Origin of the sequence: Pseudomonas koreensis (genome assembly GCF_036668835.1) — a bacterium.
Taxonomy (GTDB): Bacteria; Pseudomonadota; Gammaproteobacteria; order Pseudomonadales; family Pseudomonadaceae; genus Aquipseudomonas; species Aquipseudomonas koreensis_I.
Genome location: NZ_JAZEVW010000007.1, coordinates 1 through 12,912, shown reverse-complemented (window position 1 = coordinate 12,912; position 12,912 = coordinate 1). Strand labels below are relative to the sequence as shown.

The following is a 12,912-nucleotide window of genomic DNA, read 5'->3' as shown; positions in this document are numbered from 1 at the left end:
TGGGGTGAGGGGCAGCCACACCACAAATCAAAAGCCAACCACCGCTTCTAACCACTCAACAATGAGCGTTAGCTCGAGTGCCCTTGATCTTGCGTCACCAGCGACGTCGGAAGGCTGAGCGCAGGGATTGATCCGGGCGTGGGAGCGCAGCGACCGTCTGGCGCAGCCAGACACAGCGGAAGTAGGTGCAGCGAAGCAAACCGTAGCCGCTGCGCCCGGATCGATCCCGCAGCGAAGGAACCCGAGCCTGCGAGGGCCGAACGTAGGAGCAAGCGTTTTGGGTTACCTTTTTGGCGTTTGAAAAAGGTGACCCGCCGTAAGGGCGGAACCCTAAGCGGCCGTTACCGCAGCAACGGATATGTACCCAAAACACACCGCCTGAAAGACAGCCATCACCCGCCAGATCAGGTACGCATCCCCCGCCCACTCACCAGCAACCGCGCGCAACCGAGATACAGCACCACCGTCGCCACCAGCATAAACGTGATAGCAATACCGATCCGGATATCCGACACCCCAAGAATCCCGTAACGGAAGGCGTTAACCATGTGCAACACCGGGTTCGCCAGCGACACCGTCTGCCAGAACGGCGGCAACAGCGTAATCGAATAAAACACTCCGCCCAAGTAAGTCAGAGGAGTCAGCACAAACGTCGGAATAATCGAAATATCATCGAAATTGCGCGCAAACACCGCATTGATGAAGCCCAGCAGCGAGAAGATCGTTGCCGTCAGCACCACCACCAGAATGGTCACACCCAAGTGATGCACCTGCAGATCGGTAAAGAACAGCGACAGAATCGTCACGATCAAACCCACCGCCAGACCGCGCAAGACACCACCAATGGTGAAGCCGATCAGAATGGTGTGCGGTGAAACCGGCGAGACCATCAGTTCTTCAATAGAGCGCTGAAACTTGCTGCCGAAAAAACTCGAAACCACGTTGCCGTAGGAGTTAGTGATCACCGACATCATGATCAGCCCGGGCACGATGTACTCCATGTACGTGAAGCCACCCATGTCACCGATCTGTCGGCCAATCAGGTTACCGAAGATCACAAAGTACAGAACCATGGTGATCGCCGGCGGCAGCAGGGTCTGTGGCCAGATCCGCATGAAGCGTTTGACCTCACGGTAAACGATGGTCTGCAGGGCGACGAGGTTGGGACCGAACTCAGAACTCATACCGCCACCTTCGACAGATTTTTCTCCACCAGGGACACGAACAACTCCTCGAGGCGATTGGTTTTATTACGCAGGCTCAGCACTTCGATGTTCTGCAAGGCCAATTGACCGAACAGCGCAGTAATGCCCATCGACTTGTCGACCTGCACTTCCAGCGTGTGCGCATCGATCAGCCGCGACGGGTAACCGACCAGTTGTGGCGCGGCCGCCAGATCGCCCTTGAGATCGAGCAGGAAGGTTTCCACATGCAACTGACCGAGCAGTTGGCGCATGCTGGTGTTCTCGACAATCGTGCCGTGATCGATGATGCCGATGTTGCGGCACAACTGCTCAGCCTCCTCCAGATAATGCGTGGTGAGGATGATGGTGATGCCTTTCTGGTTCAGTTCGGTGAGGAACGTCCACATCGACCGGCGCAGCTCGATGTCGACACCGGCAGTCGGTTCGTCAAGGATCAGCAGGCGCGGCTCGTGCACCAATGCGCGAGCGATCATCAAGCGCCGCTTCATGCCGCCGGACAGCGAACGCGACGGCACATCGCGCTTGTCCCACAAGCCCAGTTGCGTGAGGTACTGCTCGGCGCGTTCTTTAGCGATTTTCGCCGGGATGCCGTAATAACCGGCCTGGGTCACGACGATGTCGAAGGTCTTTTCGAACTGGTTGAAGTTGAATTCCTGGGGCACCACGCCGATCGAGCGCTTGAGCGCGGCCGGGTTCTTGTCCAGGTCGTGGCCAAAGATATTCACCGTGCCGCTGGTCTTGTTGACCAAGGTCGAGAGAATGCCGATGGTCGTGGATTTGCCGGCGCCGTTGGGGCCGAGCAAGGCGAAGAAGTCACCTTCGGCGACGTCCAGATCGATACCACTCAAGGCCTGGAACCCGTTGCCGTAGGTTTTGGTTAGCTGCCGGATGGACAGAGCGGAACTCATATCGGATTTACGCACCATGAAGGGAAGAAAGGAATAAATAAGGGCGAGCGGCGAGGGAAACAACCGCGGCGCAAGTTCGCAATGGTGCTTGCCGCCGCCGCACAAGTACAGTCAAGTGTGTCGATAGTAATTATCAAGTCAACGCGGTCATGACCGCTTTCTGATAGGCCGGGCGCTGTTTCAGGCGCTCGTACCAGGCTTGCAGATGAGGTTGTGGCGCGCGCTCGATGGGCATTTCAAACCAGGCATAAATGAAGCTGCCGAGCGGGATATCGCCCATGCCGATTTCATTGCCGGACAGGTAAGGCTGGCTGATCAAGGCATGGTCGGCCATGTTCAACAACTCGTCGCACTCTTTGATCGCGGCATTGATCGCCGCCCAGTCCTGCTTCTCGGCGGGCGTACGCAACACGCCCCAGAACACCGTGCGAAAAGGCCCGGCAAAACTTGAGCTGGTCCAGTCCATCCATTTGTCAGCGGTGGCGCGGGTGCGCGGATCGGCTGGATACCAAGCGCTGTCTGACGCGTGTCTGGCCAGCAGATAACGGACGATGGCGTTGGATTCCCACAGCACCAGGCCTTCGTCTTCGATGACTGGCACCCGGCCGTTAGGATTCATCGCACGGTATTCCGGCGTATCGACCACACCGAACGCGCCACCGGCATCGATCGCCTCGTAAGCCAGGCCAAGCTCCTCGGCCGCCCATAACGCTTTCCTGACATTCGATGAGTTTTTCCGTCCCCAGATCTTCAGCATGACCGCCTCTTTGCAAATGCGTGGACGGCCAGCATACGCCGGATCAGCGAGCACTCACATCACTGAGCATGTCACCCAGTAACGCCGGTTGCTGATCGGTAAACAGGTGCGGATAGCATTTTTGCAGATGCTCGAAGAAGAACGCTTCCGGCACATCGCTGAACTGACCGTGGTCGACCAAATATTCCATCAGCAGCGCGCCGTCACGGTTGTACGGGTGGAAAACGCTGTCGTTGATGCCATCGAATTCCAATGGTGCGACGTTGAACAGTTCACACAGTTGCTGATTGAACGCCGGCGTGGCCTTGACCCAGCGGCCACCAAGAAAGAACTCGGTGTAGCCGTGCATGGCGAATCGGTCGCTTCGCAGCAACTCAAGCAGGCGCGGCGTCGACAGATGATTGCGCACATCGGCCAGACCGATGCGCGCGGGAATGCCGCAGTGTCTGGCGCAGCCGGCCAGCAGCGTGGCTTTGGGCACGCAATAACTTTCGCCGGTTGCCAATGCATGGCTGCCGCGCAAGGTCTGCGGGTCGCTGCTGAACGTGTAGGGGTTATAGCGCACCGCTTCGCGCACGGCGTAATAGAGACTGATTGCCTGTTCACGCGGATCATGACTGGCGCCCCGATGCTGCTCGGCGAACTCCACCACTGCCGGGTGGTCACTATCGATGAAGCGGCCGGGGCTCAGATACTCGTGCATGACGGCAATCTCCTGGATGAGTCACAAGTCTAGCGACAGCCTGAGCACAGAGATAACGACGTTTCGGCCAAACCTGGAAGCAAAGCCGCGGGATCGGCGAACGATTTCCCACACGTGTTGCCCACCGAACCTACGAAAATCATCCGGGGTTTCCCACGATTTCAATCACCTTGGTCTGACCACCCGCTTTTACAGATGCCGTCTAAGCTCTGGAGGGTCGATTTGCCTTGGTTCACGGAGGACTGAATATGCTGTTGTTGTGGATACTGGTTTTGATCGTCGGTGTGGCGTATCTCGCTCACCGACGCATCGCCCCTCTGCCTGCCTTGGGCATCGTTGCCGTGTACTTGGTGGCGATGGGTATTTTCAGTCACGCGCCGGGCTGGTTGCTGGCATTGTTCTGGGTAGTGCTGGCGCTGATCGCCGCCCCTTTGCTGCTGCCTGACCTGCGCCGCCAGCATTTCACCGCGCCGCTGTTCAACTGGTTTCAGAAAACCCTGCCGCCGATGTCGCAGACCGAACGCGATGCCATCGATGCCGGCACCGTGTGGTGGGATGGCGAACTGTTCAGCGGTCGTCCGGACTGGGAAAAACTGCTGGCCTATCCCAAGGCGCAATTGAGCGAAGAAGAGCAAGCTTTCATCGACGGCCCGACCGAAGAACTCTGTGCGATGGTCACTGATTGGCAGATCGGCCAGACGATGGATCTGCCGCCCGAGGCCTGGGCACACATCAAGGAACACGGCTTTTTTGCCCTGATCATTCCCAAGGAATTCGGCGGCAAAGGTTTCTCCGCGTACGCTCACTCACAGGTGGCGATGAAACTGGCCACCCGCAGCGGCGACCTCGCCTCCACGGTGATGGTGCCCAACTCTCTCGGCCCGGCCGAACTGCTGCTGCATTACGGCACTGACGAACAACGCAATCACTATCTGCCACGACTGGCCCGCGGCGATGATATTCCGTGCTTCGCCCTCACCGGCCCACTCGCCGGCTCCGACGCCGGGGCCATGCCTGACACCGGCATCATCTGCAAAGCCCAGTGGCAAGGCGAGGAAGTCATCGGTCTGCGCCTGAACTGGGAAAAACGCTACATCACCCTCGGCCCCGTCGCGACACTTCTCGGCCTGGCCTTCAAGGCTTACGACCCCGAGCATCTGCTCGGCGAAAAGGAAGATCTCGGCATCAGCCTGGCGCTGATCCCCACCGACACCCCCGGCGTGGAAATCGGCCGTCGTCACCTGCCGCTCGGCGCGGCATTCATGAACGGGCCGAACTCCGGCAAAGACGTATTCATCCCGCTGGACTACCTGATTGGCGGTCAGGAAATGCTCGGCAAGGGCTGGATGATGCTGATGAATTGCCTGTCGGTCGGCCGTTCGATCTCGCTGCCCGCAGTCGGCACCGGCGCTGCCAAGTTCACCAGTCTGGTCACCGGGCAATACGCGCAGATTCGTGAGCAGTTCAACGTACCGCTGTCGGCCTTCGAAGGTATCCAGGAGGCCATGGCGCGCATCGGCGGCAACGCATGGATGATGGACGCTGCGCGGATGCTCACCGCCAACGCCGTGGATCTAGGCGAGAAACCTTCGGTGCTGTCGGCCATCCTCAAGTATCACCTCACCGAACGCGGACGCGAGTGCATCAGTCACGCCATGGATGTGCATGGCGGCAAAGCCATCATCATGGGCCCGAACAACTACCTGGGGCGCAGCTGGAACGGCGCGCCGATTTTCATCACCGTCGAGGGTGCGAACATTCTCTCGCGTAATCTGATGATCTTCGGCCAGGGCGCAATCCGCTGCCATCCGTTCGTGCTCAAGGAAATGGCCCTCGCCGGTCGAGAAGACAAGGACCAGGCGCTGAAAGAGTTCGACGGCCTGCTGCTCAAACACATTGGTTTCGCCGTAAGCAATGCTGCCAGTACCCTGGTGCTCAACCTCGGCTTCGGTCACTTCGAACACGCGCCGGGCGACAAAATCAGTCAGGGCTACTTCCGCGCGCTCAACCGTCAGGCCGCGGCGTTCGCCATGCTCGCGGATTTCAGCATGATGCTGCTGGGCGGCGAACTGAAACGCCGCGAACGCCTGTCGGCGCGCCTTGGCGATGTGCTGAGCAACCTGTACCTGGCCTCCGCCGCGCTCAAGCGTTATCACGACCTCGACTCGCCGGCGTACATGGAACCGCTGCTGCGCTGGGCCATGGAAGAAAGCCTCGGCCAGTCGGAACGAGCACTCGATGAACTGCTGCGCAACTTCCCCAGCAAAGCGTTCGGCTGCCTGCTGCGGTTTATCGTCTTCCCGTTCGGTCGTCGCCACAAAGGCCCGTCGGACAAGCTCGGCGCCGAAGTGGCCGGCGTCATCGGTCGCGCCAAGGGCGATCCGGCGCTGGAACAACTGCTTGCCGGCTGCTACCGCCCGCAATCGCCAGACGACGCGGTCGGCGCCTTGCAATACGCCAGCGACCTGTTGCATGCCGCGCAGCCACTGCACAAAAAACTGCACACTTCGCTGAAAAGCGGTCAGGTCAAACCGGTCGCCGGCGAACACGCCATCGACGCGGCAGTGGAGGCCGGCGTGCTGCAACCGGTTGAAGCGCAAAACCTGCGCGACGCCGAAGCCGCACGACGCAAAGTGATCGATGTCGATGATTTCGACAAGGAAGAACTGGCACTGGCCGAGGGCAAAGTACGTTGACCCCGGTCGCCGTATAGCGTTTAACCTGTGAAAAACGGGCGCGGGGGCTTTATACTCCCGCGCCCGTTTTGCTCTTGAGGACTTATCTCGTGTCCAACGTCGTTGCCGATCATCTTGTATTGCTCGACCACCTTCGCAGTATCCTGGTCGCCGTAGGTGAGGCCGAACAGGTGCCCGAAGAAAGCCATGCCCTGTTCCTCGAGCGCTTCGACGAACTGCTGGCGTCCTTGCCGATCGATCCTATCGAAAGCCAATATCTTGGCCAGGACATCCTGACCCAGGTCATCACCCGCTACCCGCAAATCGCCCACCTCATCCCGCGCGACCTGCTGTGGTACTTCGCCGGCGACTGTCTGCACTACCTGTCCGACGAAGAAATCGACCTGTACCAGGCACTGGAAGAACGTCGCTACGAAGCCGAACAGAACGACGAACCGTTCGACTGGAATCAGGAAAAGCAGCTGATGGCGATGTCCGCGCAGGACAGCAAGCACTGAGATTGCACTGGTCATGAAAATGCCCGCATGGTGATGCCATGCGGGTATTTTTTTGATTGTTTAACAGGTGGACATGACGCTGGCTTTCGGCTGCGGACTCACCGACAAAGATCAAAAGCCCCTCACCCTAGCCCTCTCCCGGAGGGAGAGGGGACTGACCGAGGTGGTTGGGCTGGATGCGTAAGCCTGAGATACCGAGTCGAATGCGAATTTCGAATCCAACCAAAACCGGCTCCCTCTCCAGGGGGAGAGGGCTGGGGTGAGGGGCGAATCCACCACAAATCCCAAACCACCCCCCGCTTCTAACCACTCAACAATGAGCGTTAGCTCGCGTGCCCTTGATCTTGATCTTGCCTAACCAGCGACATCGGAAGGCTGAGCGCAGGGATTGATCCGGGCGTGGGAGCGCAGCGACCGTCTGGCGCAGCCAGACACAGCGGAAGTAGGTGCAGCGAAGCAAACCGTAGCCGCTGCGGCCGGATCGATCCCGGAGCGAAGGGACCCGAGCCTGCGAGGGCCGTACGTAGGAGCAAGCCTTTTGGTTCCTTTTTGGCGTCTGAAAAAGGGACTCGCCGTAGGGCGAAACCGCCAGCCGCAGCACCCAAAAAAACGGATATCCACCCAAAAACCCAAGAGTCTGGCCGACCCAAAGGCCGCCAAGACCAAACAAAAGCAGACAGAAAAAATCAGAGCAACCCCTCCCCCTCCGGCAACTCATAAGCCATCGCCACATTCCCCCCTGCCCCCGACCGCCCCGGTCGCCCCAAGGTCGGCTCCTTCTGCAGACACTCCACCAGATAATCGATAAACACCCGCAGCTTGGGCGGCAGATACCGCGTCGGCGAATGCAACAACCACAACCCACCGTGATACGACGCCAAAAACGACCACTGCGGCAACACCTGCACCACCAACCCCTGCTCCAACGCATAACGCGCCGTGAAATACGGCAGACTGCCAATGCCAATGTGCTGCAACACCGCCCCCAGCCGCACCCCCGTATGGTTGGCGGCATAACGCCCACGCACCCCGACCGTCACCGCTTTGCCGCCTTGCTTGAATTTCCACCGTGCATCACTCGGGGTTTCGCCCAGATAAATACAGCTGTGATTGAGCAAATCATGTGGATGCGTCGGCGTGCCATGTTCGGCCAGATACTGCGGCGTGGCACAGAGCAAATGATCGATAGTCAGCAACTGACGCCCGACCAGCCCCGCCGGCGGACGATCGGTGATGCGAATCGCCAGATCGACGTGGTCATCGATCAGATCCACCTGGCGATCCTCCAGCAGTAACTCGACATCGACCTTGGGATAACGCCGCAAAAACTCCGGCATGTGCGGATGAATCACGAAGCGCCCCACCGCTTTCGGCACACTGACGCGCACCAGCCCTTCGGCCTCATGAGTGAACTGGCCGCTGATTTCCATCACCGAGCGGGCGGCACTGACCATCTCCTGACAGCGCTTGAAGACTTCTTCGCCACCGTCACTCAAGCGCAGCTTGCGCGTGGTGCGCTGCAACAAGCGCGTAGCCAGAGCCTTTTCCAGGCGGGAAATGCTGCGGCTCACCGCTGAGGGTGACGAACCCAGTTGTCGAGCGGCTTCAGAGAAGCTGCCGGTCTCCACGACCCTGACGAAAATCGCCATTTCTCCAAGTAACGGTAGCGGCAAATTTATGCTCACAGCGCACAAGTCCTTTGATGTTTGAACGGATTATCACGCTATTACCCGATTCATATAATAAAAAAAGAAACTTTAATAAGGGCATGGAATATGACGCTTCGCCTCTTTTTCCATAGTGATGACCTCAAGGCCAATGTGGAAGTCCTTGACTGCACGCCCCAGGAAAACGAATTTGCTGTCGTGCTGCGCGCGACCCTGTTTCATCCGCAGGGCGGCGGCCAGCCCAGCGATACCGGCTGGATTGGCGAAAGCCAGGTATCGCGCGTGGTACAGGAGCTGGAGCGGATCATCCATTTTGTCGACCGGCCGGTGCCGCTGGGTATGACAGTGATCCACATCGACGAACAGCGGCGACGTTTCAACACGCGCATGCATTCGGCCGGCCACCTGATCGGGCATTTCATTCAGGCGCAGGGCTGGACACCCATCAAGGCTCACCATTGGCCGGATGAAGGTCGCGTGCAATTCAAACCCGGCGACGCCGCGCAGGAAATTGACGTAGCGGTCGTACAACAAGCGCTAGATCAATGGATCGCCGACGATCTGCCACGCCTGACCTCACTGCGCGAAGGGGCGCGGGAAATCAGTTTCGGTGACCTGCCCGCTTATGGCTGCGGCGGCACCCATGTACGCAGCCTGAAGGAACTGGGCACAGTCACGATTACGTCCCTTTCGCAGAAGAAAGGCACGTTGTCCGTCCACTACAACGTGGATTGAGCATTTCGAACGCTGGGCATGCAGCGTTCGGCGCCGGGGGACCGCATTCGCCGGTTCCGTTGACTATCGATAGATGGACCTAAGACATGATGCTAGACGTCGAGCGTCTCGATGAGACGTGCATAAAAAAACTGGCCAACGAAGAAGTCCTCGCCATCCGCGTCAAAAGCTTCCTGGCCGAGCCACTGGCGATCGAGATTGGCAACAAGATCCTCGCTCCGGGGTTCGAAGGCTACCTCAACGCGCCGAGCATCGGCCGCATCGGCATGGCATTTTACGAGGCGGAAAATCAGCCGCTGCTGATCGAGGATTACTTCGAGCGCGCGGCCAACAATATCGCTGAACTGCGCAATCGCTGCGCGCCCTACTCTTCACCGATCGACACCTTGCGCTGCATGCTCGACGAATCCTGGCCGGCCGGTGCGCACCTGGAAAACCTCTACGGGCGCAAAATGTATGTCGGCTTGTCGCGGGTGGTGAAGCCGGGCGTGTGCTTTCTTGCCCATCACGACATTTTCGCCAAGGACGCCCCGGACAGTTTTCAGGCACGCAGTCTGGAAGCGCAGTTCGCCTGCAACGTCTATCTGAACATGCCGACCGAAGGCGGTGCGTTGCAGATGTGGGACGACCGCATCACCCCTGACCAATTCGACGACATGCGTGGCGACAGTTACGGCATCGACCCCGCCCTGCTCGGTCCTCCTGCGCTGGAGGTCCGACCGCAACCGGGCGATTTCATCATGTTCAACTCGCGACGCATGCACTCGGTGACCCCGGGCGTGGCTGATCCGCGCTTGAGCCTGTCGTTCTTTGTCGGCTATCGCGGCAATGCATCACCCCTGACTTACTGGAGCTGAAATGTATTCGAATTATCTGGGCGAATTTCTCGCGCTGGCGACCATCCACTTCCTGGCGGTGGTAGCGCCCGGCCCGGACTTTGCCGTGACCATCCGCCAAAGCGTGCGCTTCGGCCGGCTGGTGGGTATTTGCACGGCGCTGGGCATCGGTGCAGGAATTTCCGTGCATGTGCTTTATACCCTTCTCGGTGTCGGCGCCTTGATGCACACCACGCCGTGGTTGCTGACGGTCGCCAAAGTGATCGGCGGTGCCTACATTCTGTATCTCGGGGTCAGCCTGCTGCGCAGCAAACCAAAATCGGCCGTCGAAGGTGAAAAAACCAGCGACGAACCAATGATCGAACAGACCTTGTTCAAAGCCTTTACCACCGGTTTTCTGACCAACGCCACCAATCCGAAAGCCACGCTGTTTTTTCTGGCGATCTTCACCACGATCATCAGTGCCAGCACGCCGCTGCAAATCCAGGCGTTCTATGGATTGTGGATGTGCTTTATCAATGCATCGTGGTTCGTGCTGGTTGCGCTGTTCTTCTCGAGCAATCGGGTCAGATTGCTGTTCATACGCATGGGGCATTGGTTCGAACGCACCATGGGCGTCGTACTGATTCTGTTTGCTGGTCGATTGATGTTGTCCTGGTAAAAGGACGAAACGCAAAAGGCCCGCCGAAATCGCATCAGCGGGCCTTTTTGAGAATTTACATGAACGGCATATAAATGCCGCGCAAACAAAAACGCCGATCATTGCTGATCGGCGTTTTTGTGAATATGGAGCGGGAAACGAGACTCGAACTCGCGACCCCGACCTTGGCAAGGTCGTGCTCTACCAACTGAGCTATTCCCGCAATGGCGTCCCCTAGGGGACTCGAACCCCTGTTACCGCCGTGAAAGGGCGGTGTCCTAGGCCACTAGACGAAGGGGACACAGGCTACAACTTTCACTAATAAAAACGCCGCTCACTGAGCGGCGTTTCTAGAATTTGGAGCGGGAAACGAGACTCGAACTCGCGACCCCGACCTTGGCAAGGTCGTGCTCTACCAACTGAGCTATTCCCGCAAATGGCGTCCCCTAGGGGACTCGAACCCCTGTTACCGCCGTGAAAGGGCGGTGTCCTAGGCCACTAGACGAAGGGGACACGCTACCCGGAACACATGGTGTGTGTTTCGGTGTCCAGATCCGCATCAAAAGACTTGGTTCTGATTTCACTCAGCACCGCCCGAAAGCACTGCCGTTTAAAACTGGAGCGGGAAACGAGACTCGAACTCGCGACCCCGACCTTGGCAAGGTCGTGCTCTACCAACTGAGCTATTCCCGCAATGGCGTCCCCTAGGGGACTCGAACCCCTGTTACCGCCGTGAAAGGGCGGTGTCCTAGGCCACTAGACGAAGGGGACACACTACAACATTCACTTCCTGCCGCGCTTCGCTGTGTGCTTTACGCTGCAAGTGGCGCGCATTCTATGGATGGATTGAGGGGTCGTCAACCCCCAGATATAAATTTATTTAAATCAATGACTTCGCCCCGCTTTAGGGCGGCAGGCGGGCTTTTCCGTCGTCCGATGTTTGACGCCTATATTCTGCCACCCGCCAAGACGTTATAGTCCGCACAGTGATGGCAATCTGTACATCAAGGGCCAGCATTCATATAAACAATGTGCGGCCGATACAGATTGAACTGCCGAACCGAATCGTCGAGTGGCGCTAGGCGGCCCTATGCCCAGCCACTACACTCGCATGCGAACCCTATAAAGAGGTCTTACCGGTGACACCACTCATGATCACCCTGCTAGTCATAGCCGGGATCGCAATTCTGATCGCCATTGGCTACATGAACCATGTGGTGGAAAACAACAAACTGGAGAAGGCCCGCACCAAGGTCGAACTCAACGACCGCCTGCGCCGCTGCGGCGAACTGACCGAGACCTTCCCTGGCCAGTTCATGAGCCCGGCACTCAAGCTGTTGCTGACCCGCCTGGAACTGAACGTCTGCCAGCGCCTGCTGAACCTGGAAAAAACCAGCGCCACCACCAAAGCGCGCATCACCGAACTGAGCGCACTGGTGGCTCAGGGCGAATCGATTCCGGTCAACAACCCACCGGCACCGATCATCACCGAAGCCAAGGCCAAAGACGTACGTTTCCTCCTCGAAGCCCTCCACGGCCAGATTACCCGCGCCGCCCATGACGGTTTCCTGCCACCAAACGAAGCCAAACACTGGGTTCGCGAAGTGCGTCACATCCTCGTCCTGCTGCACATCGAATTTTTCAACAACCTCGGCCAGCAATCCCTGCAACAAAACCAGCCCGGCCAGGCCCGCCTCGCCTTCGAACGCGGCGTGCAATACCTGCGCAAACAACAAGACCCACAGATATACGCCGAACAACTGCAATACCTGGAAAAACTCCTGGCCCGCGCCAACGCCCAGGTCATGGACAAGATCGCACCGGTCGAAGGCGAAGAAAACCAACTGACCGCCGGCCTCAAAGACGTCGAGGCGGATGCGGATTGGAAGAAGAAAGTTATTTACGACTGATTGCAGAGATTTGAAGAGAAGCCACCGAGAGGTGGCTTTTTTGTGTGATAGCGGCAGACCGCCTGACAAAATATCGCTGAAGGTGAGACCGCTTTCGCGAGCGGGCTGAATTCACAGAAGAGCAAAGGCAAAAAACGCAATTGCGTCGCTCTTCACCACTCAACAATGAGCGGTAGCTCGAGTGCTTTTGATCTTGCCTCACCGGCGACGTCGGGAAACCAGTTTGAAGATCAAAAGCCCCTCACCCTAGCCCTCTCCCTGTATGTACCGGACACATGGTGGACAGGTGTTCGGAGACATGGTGGACACTTTTTAATAGGCACATTGCTCATCATCAAGGAGATGACCTGTGTCCTGG

11 protein-coding genes and 6 tRNA genes are annotated in these 12,912 nt (G+C 58.3%); 6 read left to right on the top strand and 11 right to left on the bottom strand.

All coding sequences use genetic code 11. The features are described 5' to 3' along the window. Nucleotides 1-404: 404 nt before the first annotated feature. The 4 genes from V6F91_RS19510 to V6F91_RS19495 form a co-directional block, all read right to left on the bottom strand. Nucleotides 405-1,184, bottom strand: a complete 780-nt coding sequence (locus tag V6F91_RS19510) for an ABC transporter permease (RefSeq protein WP_039760202.1) — start codon at nucleotides 1,182-1,184, stop codon at nucleotides 405-407. Then, entirely contained in the window at nucleotides 1,181-2,113 is a 933-nt protein-coding gene (locus V6F91_RS19505; RefSeq protein ID WP_203419030.1) for an ABC transporter ATP-binding protein, read from the bottom strand. Before V6F91_RS19505 ends, V6F91_RS19510 begins: the two co-directional genes overlap by 4 nt. A gap of 133 nt (nucleotides 2,114-2,246) precedes the next feature. Next, nucleotides 2,247-2,870 carry a glutathione S-transferase gene (locus tag V6F91_RS19500; protein ID WP_332767269.1) on the bottom strand — a complete coding sequence of 208 codons (624 nt, stop codon included), beginning with the start codon at nucleotides 2,868-2,870 and terminating at the stop codon, nucleotides 2,247-2,249. 43 nt (nucleotides 2,871-2,913) lie between these two features. Next, nucleotides 2,914-3,573: a transglutaminase family protein gene (locus V6F91_RS19495; RefSeq protein ID WP_332767267.1), complete on the bottom strand. Its 660-nt coding sequence runs from the start codon at nucleotides 3,571-3,573 to the stop codon at nucleotides 2,914-2,916. Nucleotides 3,574-3,821: 248 nt separating this feature from the next. Between V6F91_RS19495 and V6F91_RS19490 the strand changes: the two genes are divergently transcribed. Then, nucleotides 3,822-6,269 carry an acyl-CoA dehydrogenase gene (locus V6F91_RS19490; RefSeq protein WP_332767265.1) on the top strand — a complete coding sequence of 816 codons (2,448 nt, stop codon included), beginning with the start codon at nucleotides 3,822-3,824 and terminating at the stop codon, nucleotides 6,267-6,269. An 89-nt stretch (nucleotides 6,270-6,358) separates the two neighbouring features. Beyond that, nucleotides 6,359-6,766, top strand: a complete 408-nt coding sequence (locus V6F91_RS19485; RefSeq protein WP_258448364.1) for a PA2817 family protein — start codon at nucleotides 6,359-6,361, stop codon at nucleotides 6,764-6,766. Nucleotides 6,767-7,452: 686 nt separating this feature from the next. On the opposite strand, the gene V6F91_RS19480 is transcribed toward V6F91_RS19485, so the two are convergent. Next, entirely contained in the window at nucleotides 7,453-8,451 is a 999-nt protein-coding gene (locus V6F91_RS19480; RefSeq protein WP_332767261.1) for a LysR family transcriptional regulator, read from the bottom strand. Nucleotides 8,452-8,541: 90 nt separating this feature from the next. Here V6F91_RS19480 and V6F91_RS19475 point away from each other — a divergent pair, with 90 nt between their 5' ends. The 3 genes from V6F91_RS19475 to V6F91_RS19465 all read left to right on the top strand — a co-directional run bounded on the left by V6F91_RS19475 (nucleotide 8,542) and on the right by V6F91_RS19465 (nucleotide 10,665). Beyond that, the gene (locus tag V6F91_RS19475) at nucleotides 8,542-9,168 is read left to right on the top strand and encodes an alanyl-tRNA editing protein (RefSeq protein WP_332767259.1); all 627 of its coding nucleotides are present in this window, start codon (nucleotides 8,542-8,544) and stop codon (nucleotides 9,166-9,168) included. Between the two features lie 86 nt (nucleotides 9,169-9,254). Beyond that, nucleotides 9,255-10,025, top strand: a complete 771-nt coding sequence (locus V6F91_RS19470; RefSeq protein WP_332767257.1) for a 2OG-Fe(II) oxygenase — start codon at nucleotides 9,255-9,257, stop codon at nucleotides 10,023-10,025. A 1-nt stretch (nucleotide 10,026) separates the two neighbouring features. Then, a complete protein-coding gene (locus tag V6F91_RS19465; RefSeq protein ID WP_332767255.1) occupies nucleotides 10,027-10,665 on the top strand; it encodes a LysE family translocator in 639 nt (212 codons plus the stop codon). 126 nt (nucleotides 10,666-10,791) lie between these two features. Here V6F91_RS19465 and V6F91_RS19460 read toward each other — a convergent pair. From V6F91_RS19460 to V6F91_RS19435, 6 genes are all read right to left on the bottom strand, one after another. Beyond that, a tRNA-Gly gene (locus V6F91_RS19460) sits at nucleotides 10,792-10,867 on the bottom strand. 2 nt (nucleotides 10,868-10,869) lie between these two features. Further along, nucleotides 10,870-10,945 (bottom strand) — tRNA-Glu (locus tag V6F91_RS19455). 57 nt (nucleotides 10,946-11,002) lie between these two features. After that, nucleotides 11,003-11,078: transfer RNA gene (locus V6F91_RS19450), tRNA-Gly, on the bottom strand. Between the two features lie 3 nt (nucleotides 11,079-11,081). Continuing rightward, nucleotides 11,082-11,157: transfer RNA gene (locus V6F91_RS19445), tRNA-Glu, on the bottom strand. Between the two features lie 104 nt (nucleotides 11,158-11,261). Then, a tRNA-Gly gene (locus V6F91_RS19440) sits at nucleotides 11,262-11,337 on the bottom strand. A 2-nt stretch (nucleotides 11,338-11,339) separates the two neighbouring features. Next, nucleotides 11,340-11,415 (bottom strand) — tRNA-Glu (locus V6F91_RS19435). A gap of 380 nt (nucleotides 11,416-11,795) precedes the next feature. Between V6F91_RS19435 and V6F91_RS19430 the strand changes: the two genes are divergently transcribed. Continuing rightward, nucleotides 11,796-12,554 carry a hypothetical protein gene (locus V6F91_RS19430; protein WP_172833250.1) on the top strand — a complete coding sequence of 253 codons (759 nt, stop codon included), beginning with the start codon at nucleotides 11,796-11,798 and terminating at the stop codon, nucleotides 12,552-12,554. Nucleotides 12,555-12,912 lie beyond the last annotated feature (358 nt).